The organism is Pseudomonas sp. 43NM1, from assembly GCF_002836905.1.
Lineage (GTDB): Bacteria > Pseudomonadota > Gammaproteobacteria > Pseudomonadales > Pseudomonadaceae > Aquipseudomonas > Aquipseudomonas prosekii.
Map to the genome: position 1 here is coordinate 16,695 of NZ_MKGS01000163.1, position 22,520 is coordinate 39,214.

Below are 22,520 nucleotides of genomic sequence, written 5' to 3' on the forward strand. Positions count from 1 at the left end.
TCACAGCAGTTGCGCCTCGGGCAGCGTCAGTGTGCGCGGGATCTGCGTGGCATCCCAGTGCGCGATGCCCCAGTTCAGCAGTTCGCGCGGCGAGGCGTAAGCCAGTTCGCTGCCGGGATTTTGCTCCAGCGCCCGCAATGCCCGCAGCAACAGCGGCGTTGCCTGATCGGCGGCCAGCGGCGGCGAGCGGTAGGATTTGCCGAGTTTGTGGCCGTCCGGCTGGGTAATCAGCGGCACGTGCAGGTAACGCGGTTGCGGCAGGCCGAGCAGTTCTTGCAGATAGAGCTGGCGCGGCGTCGAGTCGAGCAAATCGGCGCCACGGACGATGTCGGTGATGCCTTGCCAGGCGTCGTCGAGGACTACCGCCAGTTGATAGGCGTAGAGCCCATCGCGGCGACGAATCACGAAATCACCAACGTCGCGGCCCAGGTGCTGGCGGAATTCGCCTTGCACGCGGTCGGTGAAGTGGTATTCCAGCTCTGGCACGCGCAGGCGAATGGCGGCGTTTTCGCTGGCGTGTCCGGCGTTGCGGCACAGGCCTGGATAGATGCCGTGATAAGGCTCGAGTTGTTTGCGCGAGCACGTGCAGGCGTAGGCCAAACCATGGTTGAACAGGCGATTGAGCACTTCGGCGTAGGCGTCATGACGCTCGCTCTGGCGCACCAGTTCGCCGTCCCATTCAAAACCGTAGCTGTGCAGCGCATCGAGAATCGCCGCTTGCGCGCCCGGTTCTTCGCGTGGCGGATCAAGGTCTTCCATGCGCATCAACCAGCGACCACCCACCGAGCGGGCATCAAGGTAGGAGGCGAGGGCGGCGACCAGCGAGCCGAAGTGCAAATGGCCACTGGGCGTGGGAGCGAAACGACCGATGTAGGTGGGAGAGGTAATAGTGGTCATAAGCCCCGATATTAGGCTGTTCAATCGTTTTGAGCACGGCTCGAAGCCGCCATCGCGAGCAAGCTCGGCTCCCACAAAAGCGCGCCACCGCGCCCCTGCCCTGTAGGAGCAAAGCTTGCTCGCGAAGGGGCCATCATTTTCAACACTCATGTCACTGACAAACCGCCATCGCGAGCAGGCTCACTCCCACAGGTTGATCGTCGCCTGCTCTTCTGTGGGAGCGAGCTTGCTCGCGATGGCGATTTTGAAGACACAACGAATTTCACAAACAAAAACGGAGCGTTCGCACGCTCCGTTATTGGTTCAAGTCGCCATTACTTGCCGACTTGCTTTTCCTTGATTTCCGCCAGGGTCTTGCAGTCAACGCACATATCGGCGGTAGGGCGGGCTTCCAGTCGCTTGACGCCGATCTCGACGCCACAGGACTCGCACCAGCCATATTCTTCGTCTTCGATCAATTGCAGCGTCTTGTCGATCTTCTTGATCAACTTGCGCTCACGGTCACGGGCGCGCAGCTCAAGGCTGAATTCTTCTTCCTGGCTGGCACGATCTGCCGGGTCAGGGAAGTTGGCCGCTTCGTCCTTCATGTGATCAACCGTACGGTCGACTTCCTGCATCAAGTCCTGTTTCCACTTATTCAGGATCTTGGTGAAGTGAGCGCGCATGGGCTTGCCCATGTACTCCTCGCCCTTAACTTCTTTGTAGGGTTCGAAGCCGCTGATCGACTGGTTTTGCTGCTTTGCTTGGGTGGGCATGAAATGGACCGCCTCTACTCTTGTAATCCATTGCGCAGGATTGCTCCATCACCGACACCTGCCGGCCCTGCGGCTGCAAGCGGGCGAACTTACCAGATCAAAACGGGCCGCGCTACTCCCGGATGTCGCAGTAGTGGCGCGCGGTGCTTGCAAATGATTGCAAAGCCTTGTCTGGAGGTGATGGAGGCCTGATCAAATATTGATTTTAGTCAAACCTGAGACACTCGCTTGTGTCGTTCATGACCCCGGTTCTAACGGCTCTGACCGCTTTAGGTTCTCGCTCGTTCCAGTGCATGGGTAGAATCGGTTCTTTTCACCGTTGAAGGAAGGCTAATGGCTCAGCCCTACAGTGCGCGCAGTCGTGCGATCGAACCGTTTCACGTGATGGCGTTGCTGGCGCGGGCCAATGAATTGCAGGCCGCCGGTCACGACGTGATTCACCTGGAAATCGGCGAACCCGACTTCACCACCGCCGAGCCGATCATCCAGGCTGGGCAGGCTGCGCTGACGGCAGGCAAGACCCGTTACACCGCCGCGCGCGGAATTCCCGAGTTGCGCGAAGCGATTTCCGGTTTTTATCAACAGCGCTACGGGCTGAACATCGATCCACAGCGGATTCTTGTCACGCCGGGCGGCTCCGGCGCGTTGCTGCTGGCCAGCGCGTTGCTGGTCGATCCGGGCAAACACTGGCTGCTCGCCGACCCCGGTTACCCGTGCAACCGGCACTTTCTGCGACTGGTCGAAGGCGCGGCGCAACTGGTGCCGGTCGGCCCGGAGGTGCGTTATCAACTGACCCCGGGCCTGGTGGCGCGGCACTGGGATCACGACAGTGTCGGTGCGCTGGTCGCCTCGCCGGCCAACCCGACCGGGACCATCCTCACTCGCGACGAACTCGCCGGTTTGTCTGCCGCGATCAAGCAACGGCATGGCCATTTGGTGGTCGACGAGATCTACCACGGCCTGACTTACGGTACCGATGCCGCCAGCGTTCTTGAAGTCGATGACAGCGCGTTCGTGCTCAACAGTTTTTCCAAGTATTTCGGCATGACCGGTTGGCGCCTCGGTTGGCTGGTGGCGCCGGAAGCGGCGGTCAGCGAACTGGAAAAACTCGCGCAAAACCTCTACATCAGCGCCCCGAGCATGGCCCAGCACGCTGCGTTGGCCTGCTTCGAACCGGCGACCATCAGCATTCTCGAAGAACGCCGCGCGGAGTTCGGCCGTCGTCGCGACTTCCTGCTGCCAGCCTTGCGTGAGCTCGGCTTCGGCATCGCCGTCGAACCTGAAGGCGCGTTCTATTTGTATGCCGATATCAGCCAGTTCGGCGGCGATGCCTTCGCGTTCTGCCGGCACTTCCTCGAAAACGAGCATGTAGCGATCACTCCGGGTCTGGATTTCGGGCGTTATCAGGCCGGGCACCACGTGCGGTTTGCCTACACACAAAGTCTGCCGCGTTTGCAGGAAGCGGTAGAGCGCATCGCGCGCGGCTTGAAGAGTTGGCAAGGCTGATGCGCTTTTCTCCTCCGCTCGAAGAAGGGCGTCTGATCCGTCGCTACAAGCGTTTTCTCGCCGATATCGAAACCGTTAGCGGCGAGTTGCTGACCATTCACTGCCCCAACACCGGCTCGATGCTCAATTGCCAGGTCGAGGGCGGGCAAGTCTGGTTCAGCCGCTCCAACGACCCGAAACGCAAATTGCCCGGCACCTGGGAAATCGGCGAAACCCCGCAAGGCCGGTTGTTTTGCGTGAACACCGGGCGCGCCAACGGTTTGATCGAAGAAGCGTTGCGTGCAGGCGTGATCAGCGAACTCAACGGCTTCACCGAACTCAGGCGCGAAGTGGCCTACGGACAGGAAAGCAGCCGTATCGACTTCCGCCTCGAGTACCCGAGCGGGCCGGCCTACGTCGAAGTCAAAAGTGTCACCTTGGGTTACGACGGCACGGCGGTGGCGGCATTCCCCGACGCGGTGACCCAGCGCGGCGCCAAGCATTTGCGCGAACTGGCGCATCTGGCCCGCGACGGGATTCGCGCGGTGCAGTTGTATTGCGTCAATCTCAGCGGCATCGAAGCCGTGCGTCCTGCCGAAGAAATCGATTCGGCCTACGCCGACGCGCTGCGTGAAGCGGTGGCGTGCGGGGTGGAAGTGCTGGCGTATGGCGTGCGTTTGAGCCACGAAGAGATGCTCGTGGATCGGCGCCTGGACGTGTTGCTCAACGGCTAAACGCTGACCCAGATGCCTTGCGCGTCTTCGCGGCAGGCCACCGCCGTCAGCGATTGCCCGGCGCACGGGCCGGAAACGCATTCGCCGTCCTCGATCAGAAACAGTGCGCCGTGGGTGGCGCACTGGATCAGGCTGTTGCTCTGGTCGAGAAACTGGTCCGGCGTCCATTCCAGGCTCACGCCACGGTGCGGGCAGCGGTTGAGATAGACGTAGACCTGAGCGCCACGGCGCACGGCGAAGAGCTTTTGCCCATCGATATCAAACCCGCGGCTGCTGGCGTCGGCCAATTCCTCGCTTCTGCAAAGAAACTTCATGTCTATCCTCAAATGTCGATGCGTGCTGTAGGACGCTTCCGAGCTTGACGTGCAAATGCAAACAATTATCAAATGGCCGCCCGCCCACGGGGCGCTCGCCGGATGCCGAGGATACTTGGCCTGCCCGCCGGATGCCCGGGAAAACCTTTCAAGGAAGCTGTTTATGCGCCTGAGTACCCGCGTCGTTGGCTTATGTGTCGGGCTGCTCGTCAGCCATCAGGCGACGGCGGCTGAGTTGCCGCAACGCTGGGTCAGTGCCGGCGGCGCCTTGTCGGAATGGGTCAGCGCGCTGGGCGGCGAGGAGAAACTGGTCGGCGTCGACACCACCAGCCAACATCCGCAGTCGCTGAAAACATTGCCGAGCATTGGCTATCAGCGCCAGTTGTCGGCGGAAGGCATCTTGAGCCTGCGCCCGCAAATTCTGGTAGGCACCGAAGAAATGGGCCCGCCGCCGGTACTGGCGCAAATTCGCAGCGCCGGGGTCGAGGTCGAATTGTTCTCCGCGAAACCGGATGTTTCAGCCTTGCAGGGCAACCTCACGCACCTAGGCAAATTGCTCGGCGCCGAGGATCAGGCCTCGCAAGCCTTCCAGCGTTATCAACAGCAACTCGATCAACAGCAATTCCGCGTCACCGAGGCGCAGCTTAAACACAAAGCCCCGGGCGTGTTGTTGTTGCTCGGGCACATGGGCGGCAAACCGATGATCGCCGGCAAGGACACCGCCGCCGATTGGCTGCTGCAACAGGCCGGTGGCCATAACCTGGCGACGCACACCGGTTACAAACCTTTTTCCAACGAATCGCTGGCCAGCCTCAATCCTGAAGTGCTGGTGTTCGCCGATCGCGCACTCACCGGCGAAGACGCTCGCGCAGCGCTGTTCAAGGAAAACCCGATCCTGTCCTCATCCCGCGCCGCCAAGGATGGACGCGTGATGGAACTTGACCCGACATTGTTGGTGGGCGGCTTGGGGCCACGGTTGCCCGAGGCGCTGAAAAAGCTGTCCGACGGCTTTTATCCCGGCGCGACCGACCAATGACCACGCTGGTCAAACCCCGCGCGTTGTTTATTGGCTTGAGTCTGCTGTTGTTGCTGGCGATCTGGTTGTCGTTGGCGCTGGGGCCGGTGAGCCTGCCGCTGCTCGATACCCTGCGCGCGGCGCTGCGGCTGATCGGTCTGCCGATTGCGCCGCAAGGGCTCGAGCAGGCTGAATTGATCCTCGGGCAAATTCGCCTGCCGCGCACTTTGCTCGGGCTCGCGGTCGGCGGCGTGTTGGCGCTGTCCGGGGTAGCGATGCAGGGCTTGTTTCGCAATCCGCTGGCCGATCCGGGATTGGTCGGCGTTTCCAGTGGCGCGGCGCTGGGCGCGGCGATCGCGATTGTCGGCGGCTCGGCGTTCGGCGGTTTGCCGGAAGCCTTCGGGCCGTATCTGCTGTCGTTGTGTGCGTTTATCGGCGGGCTCGGCGTGACCGCTTTGGTCTATCGGCTCGGGCGGCGTAACGGCCAGGCCAACGTTGCAACCATGTTGCTGGCCGGTATCGCGCTGACCGCGTTGGCCGGCTCGGCGGTGGGTTTGTTCACCTATCTGGCGGATGACGCAACGCTGCGCACGCTGACGTTCTGGAACCTTGGCAGCCTTAATGGCGCCAGTTATTCGCGGCTCTGGCCGTTGCTGTTGGTCACGGTTGGCGTTGCGCTGTGGTTGCCGCGCCGGGCGAAAGCGTTGAATGCATTGTTGCTCGGTGAGTCGGAGGCCGGTCACTTGGGCATTGATGTTGAACGGCTTAAACGTGAGCTGGTGTTTTGCACCGCGCTGGGCGTCGGCGCTGCGGTGGCAGCGGCGGGGATGATCGGGTTTGTCGGGCTGGTGGTGCCGCACTTGGTGCGCTTGCTCGCCGGGCCGGATCACCGGGTATTGCTGCCGGCCTCGTTGCTGGCCGGCGCGAGTTTGCTGCTGTTCGCCGATCTGGTGGCGCGTCTGGCGTTGGCGCCGGCCGAGTTGCCGATCGGCATTGTCACGGCGTTCATCGGCGCGCCGTTCTTTCTGTTTCTGTTGCTCAGGAAGCCTGCCTGATGTTGCGCACGGAAAACCTGATGATCCGCCGGGGCAGCAAAACCGTGCTCTCGGGCATCACCCTCGAACTCAAACCGGGCGAAGTGCTGGGCGTGCTCGGCCCCAACGGCGCCGGCAAAAGCACGTTGCTCGGGGCGTTGTGCGGCGAACTGTTGGCGGATGAAGGCCGCGTCTGGCTCGATGAGCGTGAGTTGCGCCACTGCACCGGCGTCGAGCGCGCGCAGCAACTGGCGGTGTTACCACAAGTGTCGACGCTGGATTTCGGCTTTCGTGTCGAGGAAGTGGTCGGCATGGGCCGTTTGCCTTATCAGAGCGGCCGCGTGCGCGACGCGCAAATTGTCGCCGCCGCATTGGGCGCTGCCGATGCCGGGCATCTGAGCGGTCGCAGCTATCTGGCGTTGTCCGGCGGCGAACGGCAACGCGTGCATCTGGCGCGAGTGTTGGCGCAACTGTGGCCGGGCGAAGCGGGGCAGACTTTGTTGCTGGACGAGCCAACGTCGATGCTCGATCCGTTGCACCAGCACACCACGTTGCAAGCCGTGCGCGAGTTCGCCGATCGTGGCGCCGCCGTGTTGGTGATCCTGCATGATCTGAATCTGGCGGCGCGTTATTGTGACCGTGTGTTGCTGCTCGAAGGCGGGCGCCCGGTAGCGCTGGATACGCCCGAGCAGGTGTTGCAACCGCAACTGCTGAAAGCGGTATTCGGTCTCGAAGTATTGGTGCAACCGCACCCGGAGCGTGGGCATCCGCTGATCATCGCCCGCTGAGCATTGCCACGAGGTGAGAACATGCGAGGGATTTTGCTGTTGGCGGCATTGTTGCTGAGTGCTTGTCAGCATGTTGCGGCGCCGCCGCCAATCACTGGGGAGATTCGCGATCTGCGCAATGGTCGGTCACTGACGGCGCAGGAGTTGCTCGCGCGATTGGCCAGATCTGAGCGGCTGATCGTCGGCGAGCAACATGACAATCGCGATCACCATCAACTGCAATTGTGGCTGCTGCAAGCGATGGGGCAGCGCCGTCCGCAAGGCAGTTTGTTGCTGGAAATGCTCACGCCCGATCAACAACCCCGCGTCGATGCGGTGCGCCGCGCGCCAACCCTGCCGAATGATTTGCCCGGTGCGCTGGCCTGGCAATCGGGTTGGGACTGGGATTTGTACGGGCCGATTGTGCGGTTTGCGCTGGGCCAGCCGTATCCGTTACTGGCGGCCAATCTGGATAACTCGCAAATGCGTGCCTTTTATAAGCAGCCGCTGATGTTGAGCGGGGCGCGTTCCAATGCGCCGGCGGTGAAGGAGGTATTGCTGGAGCAGATCAGCGAATCGCATTGTGGCCTGCTGCCCAAATCGCAGATGCCGGCAATGCTCGCGGTGCAGCAGCAACGTGACCGGCGCATGGCCGAGCGTTTGATCGCTGCGCCGATGCCGTCGCTGTTATTCGCCGGTGCTTACCATGCGCGCAAAGACGTAGGCGTGCCGCTGCATGTGCTCGACCTCGGCGAGCGTGAAGCGCCGACGGTGTTGCTGCTGGCGGAGCGCGGCAGCCAGGTGACGCCGGCGATGGCCGATTACGTCTGGTTCACCCCGGCCACCCCGGCGCAGGACTATTGCGCGCAGATGCGTGAGCAAACGGCCAAGTAGCCTTTCACCGCTTGTTACCGGACGGTAAATCGCAGGCAAAAAAAGACCCGGCAAGAGCCGGGTCAAATAACCGTGATTAGCCTGATGAGGAGATAATCTGAGAGTCCGAACCAAGGGCTTTTCAGAATATCGACCAGTCTCGCGACCAGTTGTGATAATCATAGCGATTCTCATTACCAAGTCAACCGCTGATTCTTCATTTATTTGCCGATGGCTTAAAAGCCCCGTGATCATTGGGCTTTAGCCAGTTTCTTCAGCGAACTCAGCTGGGTGACTTGCTGGTTCAACAACTCGATTCGCCGCGCCATGCTCTCGATCAAGCTGTGAGCGATCTTCGGATTGCTCTGCGTCAGGCTGAGAAATTGATCCTTGGGAATCAGCATCACTGTGCTCGGTTCGCAGGTGATCACACTGGCGCTGCGCTTCTCGCCAGTGAACACCGCCATCGCCCCGAAAATCTCATCCTTGGGTACATCGCCGACCTTGTGTCCGTCGACAAAGGCCTCGGCGTGGCCGCTGATGATGACGAATACATGGTCTGCCACATCGCCCTGATGGATCAGCACTTCGCCGCTGGCAACGCGTTTGAAACCATTGCTGCTGCGAAACTCCGGCGGCTTCAGGCGCGCGACCGCGTCGGACAGCAGGGCGGTCTGGCCCAGCAGGTATTGCAGGAATAACTCCGCACGCCCGGTGTCGGCATAAATATGCTGGAACACATCTGCGCGCGCGTAGGGAAGCAGCGACAGCGGCCCGTCGCTGCGCAGGCGCCAATACGGCCATTCGACGTCCTGGCGCAGACCGAGCAGATCACCTTCATGCAGGTAAAACAGCGCGCGTTCTTCGATGCAGCCGTGGAGCAATCCACTGTCGAGCAAAAACAGCTGATCGTCGGGCAGCAGTGTGGCGAGGTCATCGACCGCCGCAAACGCCAGAGCCGGGCCACAGGGCGATAAACCCTCCAGTAAGCGCGAAGGCAGATGTTGCAGGCGATTGATCAATGTGTCGGCGTAAGCCGGTTGTTCCCCGAGCAGGTACATGGCGATGGCGCCTGTTCAATTCTTGTGGCGTGAGGAGATCGCTTCGAGTTGTTTGTTCAGGGCTTCCTTGCGTTCAGCGGGGATGTCGTTCCAGTGCACGTCCATCAAGGCGCCTTCGATCGCATACAGCAACACCTTCGACGCCCGAAACCCGCGCGTGCGCACGGCGCGATAAGCGTCCACCGCCCCCAGGCGGCGCAAGTCCGAAGCGCTGTGGATGCCCACGGCGTGCAGCCACTGTGCCGACGTCTTGCCCAGATTCTTCAGGTGTTGCAGTTCATCATTCATCAAGCCTCCTTGCGACGGCCGAATGGTGGGTGGGCGAGCCTTTGAGGAGTGTAGCCATCAGTAGGAAAAGCGTGATTGTTTGGTCGCTTTTGTCGCAAAAGCTTCTAAGAAGGGGAGTTTTGACGCGTAGGAGGATTCTGCGGACGCAGGAAGGGAGGGCAAAGCAATCCCCCTGTAGGAGTGAGCCTGCTCGCGAAAGCGCCGTGTCAGCCAACATGCATGTTGAATGCTGAACCGCTTTCGCGAGCAGGCTCGCTCCTACAAGGATTGCGTTGTAGCGGGGGATATCAGCGAGTGCGATAGCGCAGGCGTGTACCGAAATTCATCGACATCAGGATTTCGTCAGCCCTCAGCTCGGGCGGAAAATAGGCGCCGGAGATTTGCGCATGCGCCAGGCTTGCGCCTTCCAGCGATGCGTTGCGAAAGTCGATGCCGCGCAAGTCAGCGGATCGGAAGTAGGCGTCGGTGAAGTCGATGCCGTCAGCGTTCAACTCACGCAGGTCGAGCCCACGGAAATCGCCACCGACCATATCGATCGGGCCGTCCGCCGGGCGTTCGTTGTTAAAACCTGTGATGTCGTCTTTGTGCAGCAAGGCATAAAGCGGGGTGTCGAGAAGTTTCGGCTGGCTCATGTCACATCACCTGTTGGTTTTATGACGCCAGTATAGTGCCACTATTTGACGGCCGTGAAGCCAGAGCAGGCTCCACGGTCGAAATAGTTTCTTACAGACCTGGCATGCGCTGACGGATCTGCGCGACGACGGTGTCGAGGGTCCCGCTTTCGTTGGTCTGAACACGTTTGCTGCAGAGAATCTCGGCCGGCGTCAGCGCTTCACGGCTGGCTTGCTGGTCAGCGATAACGGCCAGATTGGCGTCGGACGGGTCCTGTTTGTCGGCCTGACGCAGCGCCAGCCAGGTTTCGATCACAGCTTGCGGCGCGTTGCAGTCGAGAATCAGGAACGGCGCGCCGGTGGCCTCGGCAATCTTCGCCGCGCCGTCACGCTGCTCGCGTTTGAGGTAAGTCGCATCGATCACCACCGGGAAACCGGCGTGCAGGATCACTGCGGCGATTTCATGCAGGCGCGCGTACGTCTTGGCGCTGGCGTCGGCGCTATAGATGCCGGCGTGCGGATCGTTCTGTACGGTTTGCTCGCCAAACAGGCGCTTGCGTTCAACGTCGGAACGCAGACGAATCGCGCCCAGCGCTTCGACCAGACGCATGGCCACGCGGCTTTTGCCGACTGCCGATACGCCGTGGGTAATTGCCAGGAAACGCGAAGGAATGGTGCTGTAGCTTTCGGCCAGGTTCGCGTAGTTGCGGTACTGACGCAGGGTGGTGGCGCGCTGCACCGGATCGGCTTCGGCCGGCATGCTGAACAGGCTGACTTTGGCGCGGACAAGCGCGCGATAGGCTTTATAGAAGTTCAGCACTTCGAGGCCCTGGTAATCGCCGGTCAGCTCTAGGTACTGGCTGATGAAACGCCGCGCCAGGCTTTTCAAACCACGGTCTTCGAGGTCCATCGCGAGGAAACCGGTGTCGGCGTAAACATCGGTAAAGCGGAACGGCTCGTTGAATTCGATGCAGTCGAAAATCACCACGTTGCCGTCGATGACGGTGGCGTTGCCCAAATGAATGTCGCCATGACATTCGCGGGTAAAACCATCGGCCTTGCGCTGGGCGAACAGTGGCTTGAGGCGTTCGAAGCTGCTTTCGGCCCAGGCTTGCAAGGCGTCGAGTTGCTGCAGATCAGCTTTGTCGCTGAGGAACGGGCGGATCTGCTCGAAGTTCTGCCGCACTGGCGCCATCACGCTGTCCGGGGTGCCGGCGTCGTGTTCGGCCGGGACTTTCGGCGCAGTGAGGTGGAAGTGAGCGATTTGCGCGGCCATCTCGTCGATGTGCGCGGTGGTCAGTTCGCCGTTGGCTTGCAGGGTGCTGAGCAATTGGCTTTGCGGGAACTGACGCATTTTCAGCATGAAATCGAGCGCTGGGCCATCGCCGCCAATCTGCGGGGCCTCGGCGCTGCCGGTGATTGGCAACACTTCCAGATACAAATCATTGGTCAAGCGCTGGTTCAAACGCAGCTCTTCGCCACAGAAATGCTCGCGGGCGTCGACGTTGGTGAAGTCCAGAAAGCCGAAATTCACCGGTTTCTTCACTTTATAAGCAAACGGGCCTGTGAGGATGACCCAGGAAATGTGGGTCTCGATAACCTGGAACCCGTCGACGGGATGCGGGTAGAGGGCCGGGTTTTGCAGGGCGGCGATCAGGGACTGGCTCACAGGCGATCCTTCAAAGTGGGAGAAATTTCAAGGTCGCCATTATGGCCGCAAGTCCGCCTGACGCAAACCTCGGAGGGCTCCTGTTGAGGATGAATAAAGTGCGTATAATCCGCCGCCATGACTCGTACTCGATCCCCTCGCAGCAAAAAAAAACCACCTTCCAAGGGCATGAGCCCCTGGCTGAGCTGGGCCATTAAACTCAGCCTGGTCGGCCTCGTCGTGCTCGCCGGGTTCGCGGTGTACCTCGACGCGATTGTCCAGGAGAAGTTTTCCGGCAAGCGCTGGACCATTCCGGCCAAGGTTTACGCACGGCCGCTGGAATTGTTCACCGGGCAGAAGCTCAGCAAGGAAGACTTCCTTACCGAACTCGATGCCTTGGGCTATCGCCGCGAAGCCGTGAGCAACGGCCCCGGCGCGGCGGCGGTCAGCGGCAATACCGTCGACCTGAACACCCGTGGCTTCCAGTTTTATGAAGGCCTGGAAAAAGCTCAGCCGGTGCGCGTGCGCTTCTCCGGCGATTACGTGGCCGAGCTGTCCGCGACCAACGGCTCGAAGCTTTCGGTGGTACGCCTGGAACCGCTGATGATCGGCGGGATTTATCCGAAAAACCTCGAAGACCGGATTCTGATCAAGATCGATCAGGTGCCGCCGTACCTGCTCGAAACGCTGGTCGCGGTGGAAGATCGGGATTTCTACAGTCACTGGGGCGTGTCGCCGAAGTCGATTGCCCGCGCCGTTTATGTGAACACCTCGGGCGGCAAGATGACCCAGGGCGGCAGTACGCTGACGCAACAATTGGTCAAGAATTTCTACCTGACCAGCGAACGCAGCCTGACCCGCAAACTCACCGAAGCCATGATGGCGATGCTGCTGGAGCTGCATTACGACAAACGCGAAATTCTTGAGGCTTACCTCAACGAAGTGTTTGTCGGCCAGGACGGTCAGCGTGCGGTGCACGGTTTTGGTCTGGCCAGCCAGTTCTTCTTCGGCCAACCGTTGTCCGAGCTGAAATTGCACCAAGTGGCGTTGCTGGTGGGCATGGTCAAAGGGCCGTCCTATTACAACCCGCGACGCAATCCTGAGCGCGCGCTGGAACGACGCAATCTGGTGCTCGACGTGCTTGAGCAGCAAGGCGTCGCTTCGGTCGAACAAGTGGCGGCGGCGAAAGCCATGCCGCTGGGCGTGACCACGCGCGGCAAGCTCGCGGACAGCTCGTTTCCGGGCTTCATCGATCTGGTCAAACGGCAATTGCGCGATGACTATCGCGACGAAGACTTGACCGAAGAAGGCTTGCGGATTTTCACCAGTTTCGATCCGATTCTGCAGATGAAAGCCGAGGCCTCGGTGAACGACACCTTTAAACGCCTGGCCGGGCGCAAGGGTTCGGATGACGTCGAAGCAGCGATGGTCGTGACCAACCCGGAAACCGGTGAAGTCCAAGCCATGATCGGCAGCCGTCAGGCGAGTTTCGCCGGGTTCAACCGGGCGCTCGACGCGGTACGGCCGATTGGTTCTTTGATCAAACCGGCGGTGTATCTGACGGCGCTTGAGAAACCGAGCCAATACAGTTTGACCAGTTGGCTGTCGGACGACGCTTTCTCGGTGAAGGGTGCGGATGGGCAAGTCTGGAAACCGCAGAACTACGATCGTCGCTCCCACGGCACAGTGTTCCTGTATCAGGGGCTGGCGCATTCGTACAACTTGTCGACCGCGCGTCTCGGCCTGGAGCTGGGCGTGCCGAACGTCCTCAAGACCTTGGCGCGACTGGGTGTGACGCGGGAATTCCCGGCGTTCCCGTCGATGCTGTTGGGCGCGGGCGCCTTGACGCCGATGGAAGTGGCGACGATGTATCAGACCCTGGCCAACGGCGGTTTTAATACGCCGATGCGCGGGATTCGCAGTGTTCTCACTGCGGAAGGCGAGCCGCTCAAGCGTTATCCGTTCCAGATTCAGCAGCGTTTTGACCCGGCGTCGATTTTCCTGATCCAGAGCGCGATGCAGCGGGTTATGCGTGAAGGCACCGGCAGTTCGGTTTACAACGTGTTGCCGAAAACCCTGACGCTGGCGGGCAAGACCGGCACCAGTAACGATTCGCGTGACAGCTGGTTCGCCGGTTTCAGTCAGGATCTGCTGGCGGTGGTGTGGTTGGGCCGCGACGATAACGGCAAGACGCCGTTCACCGGCGCCACCGGCGCCTTGCAGGTCTGGACCAGTTTCATGCGCAAAGCCGATCCGCTGCCGCTGGACATGCCGCAACCGGACAACATCGTGCAGGCGTGGGTAGATTCGCGCACCGGGCAAGGCTCTGATGCCGGTTGCCCAGGTGCGGTGCAGATGCCGTATATTCGCGGCAGCGAACCGCCTCCCGGCGCAGCTTGCGGTGGCGAAAGCCCTGCTTCCGGCGAAACGGTGATGGATTGGGTCAAGGGCTGGATGAATTAAGCAAAGAGGGTTTCAAGTGAACAAGTGGTTGATTCCAGCGGTTACCGCCGTAGCTTTGCTCAGCGGTTGTTCCAGCGTACAGCGCGGTTCGATCCCGGTTGTGGACTCCGGCAGCGCGGTGTCGAACAGTGAGCGGATTTCGGCGAATGGCGGTTTCCGTCAGACCACCGTGAAACGTCCTGCGCAAGGCCAGACCCAGGCGATCCCGCAAGGTGATACCGGTGTGGTGGTGATGGTGCCGGGCGGCGGCGCAGTCAGTTCGGCGCCGATCAGCACTTCGCCGATCACTCCGGGGCCGATCACTCCAGGTCCGATTGATACTTCGCCGGTGCAATCGGCGCCGGTCAATCAGGGCAGCTACAGCATGCCATCGACGCCGAGCGGGATTCCTTCGGCGAGCAGCGGCGGCGGTTTGTCGGCCGACGAGCAACTGGACGGTCCGGTACTCGCGTTGCTCACCACCGCTCAACAGCAACAGGCCGGTGGCGACCTGAATGGCGCGTCTTCGAGCCTGGAACGTGCCCAGCGTGTGGCCCCGCGTGAGCCGCAAGTGCTTTATCGCCTGGCGCAGGTGCGCATGGCTCAAGGTGATGCGCCGCAAGCCGAGCAATTCGCTCGTCGCGGTCTGACGTTCGCCAGTGGCCGCCCGGATCTGCAGGCCAACCTGTGGGAATTGATCGCTCAGGCGCGTGAGAAACAGGGCGATTCCGCCGGCGCCGCATTGGCCCGTCAGAAGGCCAAGGTTGCGCTGTGATGGACGCACGTTTCCCCAGGATTGCCGAGCAGTTGTTGCTGATCGAACGCGAGTTGCGGATTCAGGGCTGGTGGGATGACGTCGCGCCGAGCGCTGAAGCGTTGTCGAGTGTCGAGCCGTTCGCGGTCAACACGCTGGACTTCGAGCAGTGGCTGCAATGGATTTTCCTGCCGCGCATGAAGGCGATCCTCGAACAGGATCTGCCATTGCCCAATGCCTCGGGCATTCAGGAAATGGCCGAAATGGTCTTCGCCGCGCGTGATGTGCAGGGCAAGGATCGGCAGTTGCAGGTGTTGCTCAAAGAGTTCGACCTGCTGATCACCGCGTCGCGCTAACGACGCGAACCCTGTAGGAGCAAAGCTTGCTCGCGAAAGCTGTTTCACGTTCAGCACATGTGTTGACGGCTGAATCGCTATCGCGAGCAAGCTTTGCTCCTACAGGTTTTTTATAGGCAGTTATTGGCAATTATCGGCAATCTGCTTCTGCGCCTCGATGATGCGCTCCTGCCGCGTCTGGTCAGTCAGGCGGCGCATCTCGCCATCAACCTCTTCCCGTAGTCGTGGATTGTTCTGCAACTGCGCAAGGTTCGTCCGCGCCTGTTCGCAGAACACTTTGAGCTGCGCCTGCTGCTCAGCCACCTGCTTTTTCACAGTCTTGTCGATGCCTTGCTGGTCGCCAATCACGTTGCTGTTGGCCGGCGCACTCGGTTTGCTCGCCGGCGCGGCGGGCGTTACCACCGTAGTGGAGGGCTGGCCCTGCGGCGGCTGCGCGTCAAAGTGCGTAACGCCCTGGGCGTCCACCCATTTATAGATCTGCGCCGCCATGGTCATCGGGCTCAGGGTGAGCAGCAAACTGGCGGTGATGAAAAAGGTACGCATGCCATTTCCTTGTCAGAAGTTGCGCAATTGAAGCTAACACACATGGGGTTTACGGGTTTTTTCTTGCGTTCTCATGTGCTTACTCACAATAAAGCACATAGACGGCTTGACTTGCAGAGGACGAAACAGAAGAATCCAAAGTCCGCTGTAGAGGGACTGCCAGAAGCAGACCCACTCGGCAGATCATGAGGCGCATACCCGCGCCGACCTGTTACACCCGCAACGCGTTACCTCGCGCTGGGTGGGAAAGCCCCGCAACACTTGGGACGATCCCAATACTTGCTCAGTCAGTGCTGACGTAGTCGGCGACCACCGTCGCTCATGCTCTGCCGAGAAGTAAACCTATTAAGACCCGTCCTCTTGTGAGTGGACGGTATTCTGGCGTTTTAGAGGTGAACAACGTGGAGCTTTTATCTGGCGGTGAGATGCTCGTCCGCTTTTTGCGTGACGAAGGCGTCAAATATATCTACGGGTACCCCGGTGGTGCTCTTCTTCATGTCTACGATGCCCTGTTCAAAGAACCGGAAGTGACCCACATCCTGGTTCGCCATGAACAAGCGGCTACCCATATGGCTGACGGCTATGCCCGTGCCACCGGTAAAGCCGGCGTGGTACTGGTGACTTCCGGTCCTGGCGCAACCAATGCCATTACCGGGATCGCCACTGCTTATATGGACTCCATTCCGATGGTGATCATTTCCGGCCAGGTGCCTAGCACCATGGTTGGCACCGACGCGTTCCAGGAAACCGACATGATCGGTATCTCCCGGCCGATCGTGAAGCACAGCTTCATGATCAAGCACGCCTCGGAAATCCCGGAAGTCATGAAGAAGGCGTTCTACCTGGCGCAGTCCGGTCGTCCGGGCCCGGTCGTGGTCGATATCCCGAAAGACATGACCAACCCGGCCGAGAAGTTCGAATACATCTTCCCGAAAAAAGCCAAGCTGCGTTCCTACAGCCCGGCCGTTCGCGGTCACTCGGGGCAAATCCGCAAGGCTGCAGAAATGCTCCTCGCGGCCAAGCGTCCAGTGATGTACGCCGGCGGCGGCGTGATTCTCGGGGGTGGCTCCGCGCCGCTGACCGAATTGGCGAAGATGCTCAACCTGCCAGTGACCAACACGCTGATGGGCCTGGGTGCCTACCCTGGCACCGACCGCCAGTTCATCGGCATGCTCGGCATGCACGGCAGCTACACCGCCAACCTGGCGATGCACCACGCTGACGTGATCCTTGCAGTCGGCGCGCGTTTCGATGACCGCGTGATCAACGGCCCGGCGAAGTTCTGCCCCAACGCCAAGATCATTCACATCGACATCGACCCGGCTTCGATCTCCAAGACCATCAAGGCTGACGTTCCTATTGTCGGCCCGGTGGAAAGTGTCCTGAGCGAAATGGTCGCGATCCTCAAGGAAATCGGCGAGACCCCGAACAAGGACTCGGTTGCCAGTTGGTGGAAGCAAGTTGACGAGTGGCGCGGTGACCGCGGCCTGTTCCCTTACGACAAGGGCGACGGCAGCATCATCAAGCCGCAGACCGTGGTCGAAACCCTCTGCGAAGTGACCAAGGGCGATGCCTATGTTGCTTCCGACGTGGGCCAGCACCAGATGTTCGCGGCGCAGTACTACACGTTCAACAAGCCGAACCGCTGGATCAACTCCGGTGGCCTGGGCACCATGGGCTTCGGTTTCCCGGCGGCCATGGGCATCAAGCTGAGCTTCCCGGATGCCGACGTCGTCTGCGTGACGGGCGAGGGCAGCATCCAGATGAATATTCAGGAACTGTCTACCTGTCTGCAATATGGCTTGCCGGTGAAAATCGTCATCCTGAACAACGGTGTTCTGGGTATGGTTCGCCAGTGGCAAGACATGAGCTACGGCAGCCGCCACTCGCACTCCTACATGGAATCGTTGCCCGACTTCGTCAAGTTGGCGGAGGCCTATGGCCACGTCGGCATGCGCATCACCGATTCGAAAGAATTGAAGTCGAAGATGGAGGAAGCGTTCGCCATGAAGGATCGCCTGGTGGTGCTCGATATTTCGGTCGACACCAGTGAGCACGTCTACCCGATGCAGATCAAAGACGGCTCCATGCGCGATATGTGGCTGAGCAAGACGGAGCGTACTTAATCATGCGGCACATTATTTCCTTGCTTCTGGAAAACGAACCCGGCGCTCTGTCTCGTGTAGTCGGCCTGTTCTCGCAGCGCAACTACAACATCGAAAGCCTGACCGTGGCACCGACCGAAGACCCGACATTGTCGCGTCTGACGCTGACCACGGTTGGGCATGACGAAGTGATCGAGCAGATCACCAAGAACCTCAACAAGTTGATCGAAGTGGTCAAGTTGGTCGACCTCTCGGAGAGTGCTCACATCGAGCGCGAACTGATGCTGGTCAAGGTCAAGGCGACTGGCGCCCAGCGCGCCGAGATCAAACGCACTACCGATATTTACCGTGGGCAGATCGTCGATGTCAGCGCCAGCGTTTATACCGTTCAACTGACCGGTACCAGCGACAAGCTCGACAGCTTCATTCAGTCCATCGGCACCGCATCGATTCTGGAAACCGTCCGTAGCGGCGTAACCGGTATCGCCCGCGGCGACAAAGTACTCAGCATCTAAACGAAATTAGTGAATGGCCTGAACGGCCTGGATATATAGGGGAATTTCATGAAAGTTTATTACGAAAAAGACTGCGACCTGTCGATCATCCAGGGCAAGAAAGTTGCCATCATCGGTTACGGTTCCCAGGGCCACGCTCAAGCGTGCAACCTGAAAGACTCCGGCGTTGACGTTACTGTCGGTCTGCGTAAAGGTTCGGCCACTGTTGCCAAAGCCGAAGCTCACGGCCTGAAAGTGACTGACGTTGCGTCCGCTGTTGCTGCTGCCGACCTGGTCATGATCCTGACCCCGGATGAGTTCCAGTCCGCGCTGTACAAGAACGAAATCGAGCCGAACATCAAGAAAGGCGCCACCCTGGCCTTCTCCCACGGCTTCGCGATCCACTACAACCAGGTTGTTCCGCGCGCTGACCTCGACGTGATCATGATCGCGCCGAAAGCCCCGGGCCACACCGTGCGTTCCGAGTTCGTCAAGGGCGGCGGTATCCCTGACCTGATCGCTATCTATCAGGACGCTTCGGGCAACGCCAAAAACGTTGCACTGTCCTACGCTGCCGGCGTTGGCGGCGGCCGTACCGGCATCATCGAAACCACCTTCAAGGACGAGACCGAAACCGACCTGTTCGGCGAACAAGCCGTTCTGTGCGGCGGTACCGTTGAACTGGTAAAAGCCGGTTTCGAGACCCTGGTTGAAGCTGGCTACGCGCCGGAAATGGCCTACTTCGAATGCCTGCACGAACTGAAGCTGATCGTTGACCTCATGTACGAAGGCGGTATCGCCAACATGAACTACTCGATCTCCAACAACGCTGAATACGGCGAGTACGTGACCGGCCCGGAAGTGATCAACGCCGAATCCCGTCAGGCCATGCGCAACGCCCTGAAACGTATTCAGGACGGCGAATACGCCAAAATGTTCATCAGCGAAGGCGCAACCGGCTACCCTTCGATGACCGCCAAGCGTCGTAACAACGCCGCTCACGGTATCGAAATCATCGGCGAGCAACTGCGCTCCATGATGCCGTGGATCGGTGCCAACAAGATCGTCGACAAAGCCAAAAACTAAGTCGCAGTCTTGTACGGAAAACGCGGCCTAGGCCGCGTTTTTTCGTTTGGATCGCCGGTTCTGGTATAAAGCTGCATCGTTTGCGGCCGAACCGTGGTCGCAGACACCTGTCGAAACTTTCCACCCTGTTGCAAGGTAATGTCCATGAGCGAACGTCCCGAAGAGCCAAACCAGGCTCCTGACGCCGAAAGTCTGCTGCCCATCGATGAACACATCGAGGAAGGGCATGACGCTGAAGGCCGTAAAGTCCGGCATCGTGGTATCTATCTTCTGCCGAATCTGTTCACCACTGCGAACCTCTTCGCAGGGTTCTATTCCATCATCAACTCGATGAGTGCCCAGGCTGCCTTGAGCGCCGGCGATTCGGTCAATGCGAGCAAATATTTTGCCTTCGCCGCGATCGCGATTTTCGTCGCCATGGTGCTCGACGGCCTCGATGGCCGGGTTGCGCGCATGACCAACACCCAAAGCGCCTTCGGTGCCGAGTACGACTCGCTGTCGGACATGGTTGCCTTCGGCGTCGCGCCGGCCTTGCTGGCATTCGGCTGGGCCTTGGGTGACATGGGCAAGGTCGGCTGGATGGTCGCCTTCATTTATGTCGCGGGCGCGGCGTTGCGTCTGGCCCGGTTCAACACCCAGGTCGGTACCGCTGACAAGCGCTACTTCATTGGCCTGGCCAGTCCGGCGGCGGCAGGTGTTGTTGCGGGGATTGTCTGGGCATTCAGCGATTACGGCATCCAGGGTTCGAAAATGTCGTTCCTGGTGGCGTTGATGGTCGCGGCCGCAGGCATGCTGATGGTCAGCAATATCAAGTACAACAGCTTCAAGGAGCTGGACTTGAAGGGCCGCGTGCCGTTCGTGGCGATCCTCGCAGTCGTGCTGGTGTTTGCCGTGGTCTTCAGTGATCCGCCGCGCATTCTGCTGCTGGTGTTTCTCGGCTACGCGGCGTCTGGTCCGGTTCAATACCTGTTACGTCTTCGTCGACATAAAAGCGCGTAATTTCCCTGATACTCTGCAGTCTATTGGTGCATCTGCCCTCCAATACTGCGGAGTAGTCATGCTGATCAAAATCCCCAAAGCGTCCGACTGCCATGAGTCGGACGTGACGCCTGAATCCATTTATCTCTCTCGTCGCCATGTGCTCGGTGCTGCCGTGGCCGGCCTCGCCGTGAGCAGCCTGCCGCGTTGGGCGCAAGCCGACGATGCGGCGCGTTATGCCGATGTCGAGCCGGGCAAGGCGCCTTCCTGGTTTGCCGATAAGCTTTCTTCGACCAAATGGGGCGCGGTCAACGTCAAGGATGAGGCGATCACGCCGTTCAAGGACGCGACCCACTACAACAACTTCTATGAGTTCGGCACCGACAAGGGTGACCCGGCCGCCAACGCTGGCGCGCTGAAAACCGAGCCGTGGAGTGTGGTCATCGACGGGGAAGTGGGTAAGCCGGGGCGCTACGCGCTCGAAGACTTCATGAAACCTTATCAACTGGAGGAGCGAATCTATCGCCTGCGCTGCGTTGAGGCGTGGTCGATGGTAATTCCGTGGATCGGTTTCCCGATCTCGGCGTTGCTCAAGCAAGTTGAGCCAACCTCCAGCGCCAAATACATTCGCTTCGAAACGCTGGAAGACTCGAAAAGCATGCCGGGGCAGCGCTCTGGTTTTGCCCTGATCGACTGGCCTTATGTCGAAGGGTTGCGTCTGGATGAGGCGATGAACCCGTTGGCCATTCTGGCGGTGGGCATGTACGGCCGCGAGTTGCCAAATCAGAATGGTGCGCCGCTGCGTTTGGTAGTGCCGTGGAAGTATGGGTTCAAGAGCATCAAATCGATCGTTCGCATCAGTCTCGTCAGCGAACAACCGAAGACGACATGGCAGAGCATTGCCGCGGATGAGTATGGTTTTTATGCGAACGTGAATCCCACGGTCGATCATCCGCGCTGGACTCAGGCGCGCGAGCGTCGTTTGCCGAGTGGTCTGTTTAAACCGAATGTGCGCGATACCCAGATGTTCAATGGTTACTCAGACGAAGTCGCTTCTTTATATGCAGGTCTCGATTTGCGGAAGAACTATTGATGCGTTTCGCGTTTTGGCGGGTTTTTGTCTTTATAGCTATCGCGGTCTGGCCGCTTGTTTGGTTGTATCAAGCCTGGGCGGATGTGCTCGGGCCAGACCCGGGCAAGGTATTGGTTGATCGCTTGGGGTTGGGCACGCTTGTCCTTTTGTTGATTACGCTAAGCATGACGCCGCTGCAGAAGCTCACCGGTTGGGCGGGGTGGATTGCTGTCCGGCGCCAGTTGGGGTTGTGGTGTTTTGCGTATGTGTTCCTGCACTTGTGCGGGTATACGGCGTTCATTCTCGGCTTTGACTGGTCGCAATTGGGCGTGGAGCTGCGCAAGCGGCCGTACATTATCGTCGGGGCGCTGGCGTTTCTCTGTTTGCTGGCGTTGGCAGTGACGTCCAATCGCTACAGTCAGCGGCGCCTGGGTACACGCTGGAAGAAACTGCATCGCCTCGTTTATGTGATTCTCGGGCTCGGTTTGCTGCATATGTTGTGGATCGTTCGCGCGGACCTCAAGGAATGGGCTGTTTATGCTTCTATAGGTGCGTTGCTGATGCTGCTGCGTCTGCCGCCCGTAGCGCGGCGAATCCCGCGTTTAATAGGTAAGAAGCCTGCTTCGGCGAGAAAGGCGTAATTAGGGCTTGACGGCAGAATCTGGAAGTCTATAATTCGCCCCACTTCCGGCGCAGTCGAAACGGAAAACTCCTTGGTAAACAATGAGTTACGCAGGTTTCGGCAGTGGGTTGCTTCAGTTCATCGAAGCGCGAAAGGGGGTTGAAAAAGAGGGGTTGACAGCAGCGAGTAACGCTGTAGAATTCGCCTCCCGCTAACGAGAGATCGAAAGCGCAAGTGGTTGAAGTTGTTGAAGAAATCTTCGAAAACTTCTGAAAATAACCACTTGACAGTAACTGGCGCTGCTGTAGAATGCGCGCCTCGGTTGAGACGAAAGATCTTAACCAACCGCTCTTTAACAACTGAATCAAGCAATTCGTGTGGGTGCTTGTGGGGTCAGACTGATAGTCAACAAGATTATCAGCATCACAAGTTACTCCGCGAGAAATCAAAGATGTAACCAACGATTGCTGAGCCAAGTTTAGGGTTTCTTAAAAACCCAAAGATGTTTGAACTGAAGAGTTTGATCATGGCTCAGATTGAACGCTGGCGGCAGGCCTAACACATGCAAGTCGAGCGGTAGAGAGAA

General features: G+C 59.6%; 23 protein-coding genes and 1 rRNA gene. 16 read left to right on the plus strand and 8 right to left on the minus strand.

Annotation, left to right across the window (positions count from 1 at the left end; translation table 11 throughout):
• Together gluQRS and dksA are read right to left on the minus strand one after the other, a co-directional pair.
• Positions 1-897, minus strand: coding sequence for a tRNA glutamyl-Q(34) synthetase GluQRS (gene gluQRS, locus BI292_RS20065; RefSeq protein WP_101208907.1), 897 nt, complete (start codon positions 895-897; stop codon positions 1-3).
• 314 nt (positions 898-1,211) lie between these two features.
• Positions 1,212-1,652, minus strand: coding sequence for an RNA polymerase-binding protein DksA (gene dksA, locus BI292_RS20070; RefSeq protein ID WP_007902025.1), 441 nt, complete (start codon positions 1,650-1,652; stop codon positions 1,212-1,214).
• Positions 1,653-1,985: 333 nt separating this feature from the next.
• Between dksA and BI292_RS20075 the strand changes: the two genes are divergently transcribed.
• Together BI292_RS20075 and sfsA are read left to right on the plus strand one after the other, a co-directional pair.
• Positions 1,986-3,158 carry a pyridoxal phosphate-dependent aminotransferase gene (locus BI292_RS20075; RefSeq protein ID WP_101208908.1) on the plus strand — a complete coding sequence of 391 codons (1,173 nt, stop codon included), beginning with the start codon at positions 1,986-1,988 and terminating at the stop codon, positions 3,156-3,158.
• A complete protein-coding gene (sfsA, locus tag BI292_RS20080) occupies positions 3,158-3,871 on the plus strand; it encodes a DNA/RNA nuclease SfsA (RefSeq protein WP_101208909.1) in 714 nt (237 codons plus the stop codon). Before BI292_RS20075 ends, sfsA begins: the two co-directional genes overlap by 1 nt.
• On the opposite strand, the gene BI292_RS20085 is transcribed toward sfsA, so the two are convergent.
• The gene (locus BI292_RS20085) at positions 3,868-4,185 is read right to left on the minus strand and encodes a Rieske (2Fe-2S) protein (RefSeq protein WP_101208910.1); all 318 of its coding nucleotides are present in this window, start codon (positions 4,183-4,185) and stop codon (positions 3,868-3,870) included. The genes sfsA and BI292_RS20085 overlap by 4 nt on opposite strands.
• 163 nt (positions 4,186-4,348) lie before the next feature.
• Here BI292_RS20085 and BI292_RS20090 point away from each other — a divergent pair, with 163 nt between their 5' ends.
• Genes BI292_RS20090 through BI292_RS20105 form a run of 4 tightly spaced genes read left to right on the plus strand, consistent with a single transcriptional unit; the run spans position 4,349 to position 7,895 of the window.
• Positions 4,349-5,221 carry a hemin ABC transporter substrate-binding protein gene (locus tag BI292_RS20090; RefSeq protein ID WP_101208911.1) on the plus strand — a complete coding sequence of 291 codons (873 nt, stop codon included), beginning with the start codon at positions 4,349-4,351 and terminating at the stop codon, positions 5,219-5,221.
• A 50-nt stretch (positions 5,222-5,271) separates the two neighbouring features.
• Positions 5,272-6,255 carry an iron ABC transporter permease gene (locus tag BI292_RS20095; RefSeq protein ID WP_178076605.1) on the plus strand — a complete coding sequence of 328 codons (984 nt, stop codon included), beginning with the start codon at positions 5,272-5,274 and terminating at the stop codon, positions 6,253-6,255.
• Positions 6,255-7,022, plus strand: coding sequence for a heme ABC transporter ATP-binding protein (locus BI292_RS20100; protein ID WP_101208913.1), 768 nt, complete (start codon positions 6,255-6,257; stop codon positions 7,020-7,022). The genes BI292_RS20095 and BI292_RS20100 overlap by 1 nt, the downstream gene beginning before the upstream one ends.
• A gap of 21 nt (positions 7,023-7,043) precedes the next feature.
• Positions 7,044-7,895, plus strand: coding sequence for a ChaN family lipoprotein (locus tag BI292_RS20105; RefSeq protein ID WP_101208914.1), 852 nt, complete (start codon positions 7,044-7,046; stop codon positions 7,893-7,895).
• 230 nt (positions 7,896-8,125) lie between these two features.
• Here BI292_RS20105 and BI292_RS20110 read toward each other — a convergent pair whose 3' ends face one another.
• The 4 genes from BI292_RS20110 to BI292_RS20125 all read right to left on the minus strand — a co-directional run bounded on the left by BI292_RS20110 (position 8,126) and on the right by BI292_RS20125 (position 11,503).
• Positions 8,126-8,935 carry a Crp/Fnr family transcriptional regulator gene (locus tag BI292_RS20110; protein WP_101208915.1) on the minus strand — a complete coding sequence of 270 codons (810 nt, stop codon included), beginning with the start codon at positions 8,933-8,935 and terminating at the stop codon, positions 8,126-8,128.
• Between the two features lie 15 nt (positions 8,936-8,950).
• On the minus strand, positions 8,951-9,223 hold the full coding sequence (locus BI292_RS20115) for a TfoX/Sxy family protein (protein WP_007971093.1): 273 nt from the start codon (positions 9,221-9,223) through the stop codon (positions 8,951-8,953).
• Positions 9,224-9,510: 287 nt separating this feature from the next.
• Entirely contained in the window at positions 9,511-9,855 is a 345-nt protein-coding gene (locus BI292_RS20120) for a pentapeptide repeat-containing protein (protein WP_101208916.1), read from the minus strand.
• Between the two features lie 91 nt (positions 9,856-9,946).
• Complete coding sequence (locus tag BI292_RS20125) at positions 9,947-11,503, minus strand: bifunctional aminoglycoside phosphotransferase/ATP-binding protein (RefSeq protein WP_101208917.1); 1,557 nt, start codon at positions 11,501-11,503, stop codon at positions 9,947-9,949.
• A 117-nt stretch (positions 11,504-11,620) separates the two neighbouring features.
• Between BI292_RS20125 and mrcB the strand changes: the two genes are divergently transcribed.
• Genes mrcB through BI292_RS20140 form a run of 3 tightly spaced genes read left to right on the plus strand, consistent with a single transcriptional unit; the run spans position 11,621 to position 15,034 of the window.
• On the plus strand, positions 11,621-13,945 hold the full coding sequence (gene mrcB / locus BI292_RS20130; RefSeq protein ID WP_101208918.1) for a penicillin-binding protein 1B: 2,325 nt from the start codon (positions 11,621-11,623) through the stop codon (positions 13,943-13,945).
• Positions 13,946-13,961: 16 nt separating this feature from the next.
• Positions 13,962-14,699 (plus strand): hypothetical protein, encoded by a 738-nt coding sequence (locus BI292_RS20135; protein ID WP_101208919.1) that lies wholly within the window; start codon positions 13,962-13,964, stop codon positions 14,697-14,699.
• Entirely contained in the window at positions 14,699-15,034 is a 336-nt protein-coding gene (locus BI292_RS20140) for a YqcC family protein (protein WP_101208920.1), read from the plus strand. The genes BI292_RS20135 and BI292_RS20140 overlap by 1 nt, the downstream gene beginning before the upstream one ends.
• Before the next feature lie 120 nt (positions 15,035-15,154).
• Here BI292_RS20140 and BI292_RS20145 read toward each other — a convergent pair whose 3' ends face one another.
• Positions 15,155-15,577 carry a DUF4124 domain-containing protein gene (locus tag BI292_RS20145; protein WP_101208921.1) on the minus strand — a complete coding sequence of 141 codons (423 nt, stop codon included), beginning with the start codon at positions 15,575-15,577 and terminating at the stop codon, positions 15,155-15,157.
• Between the two features lie 401 nt (positions 15,578-15,978).
• Between BI292_RS20145 and BI292_RS20150 the strand changes: the two genes are divergently transcribed.
• The 7 genes from BI292_RS20150 to BI292_RS20185 all read left to right on the plus strand — a co-directional run.
• The gene (locus tag BI292_RS20150; RefSeq protein ID WP_092281640.1) at positions 15,979-17,703 is read left to right on the plus strand and encodes an acetolactate synthase 3 large subunit; all 1,725 of its coding nucleotides are present in this window, start codon (positions 15,979-15,981) and stop codon (positions 17,701-17,703) included.
• A 2-nt stretch (positions 17,704-17,705) separates the two neighbouring features.
• Entirely contained in the window at positions 17,706-18,197 is a 492-nt protein-coding gene (gene ilvN, locus BI292_RS20155) for an acetolactate synthase small subunit (RefSeq protein ID WP_003176102.1), read from the plus strand.
• A gap of 48 nt (positions 18,198-18,245) precedes the next feature.
• Entirely contained in the window at positions 18,246-19,262 is a 1,017-nt protein-coding gene (gene ilvC, locus BI292_RS20160; protein ID WP_007948647.1) for a ketol-acid reductoisomerase, read from the plus strand.
• A 144-nt stretch (positions 19,263-19,406) separates the two neighbouring features.
• Positions 19,407-20,261: a CDP-diacylglycerol--serine O-phosphatidyltransferase gene (gene pssA, locus BI292_RS20165; protein ID WP_092277945.1), complete on the plus strand. Its 855-nt coding sequence runs from the start codon at positions 19,407-19,409 to the stop codon at positions 20,259-20,261.
• Between the two features lie 58 nt (positions 20,262-20,319).
• Positions 20,320-21,333, plus strand: a complete 1,014-nt coding sequence (msrP, locus tag BI292_RS20170) for a protein-methionine-sulfoxide reductase catalytic subunit MsrP (protein WP_101208922.1) — start codon at positions 20,320-20,322, stop codon at positions 21,331-21,333.
• The gene (gene msrQ / locus BI292_RS20175; protein WP_101208923.1) at positions 21,333-21,953 is read left to right on the plus strand and encodes a protein-methionine-sulfoxide reductase heme-binding subunit MsrQ; all 621 of its coding nucleotides are present in this window, start codon (positions 21,333-21,335) and stop codon (positions 21,951-21,953) included. Before msrP ends, msrQ begins: the two co-directional genes overlap by 1 nt.
• A gap of 489 nt (positions 21,954-22,442) precedes the next feature.
• A 16S ribosomal RNA gene (locus BI292_RS20185) occupies positions 22,443-22,520 on the plus strand; the annotation flags it as partial.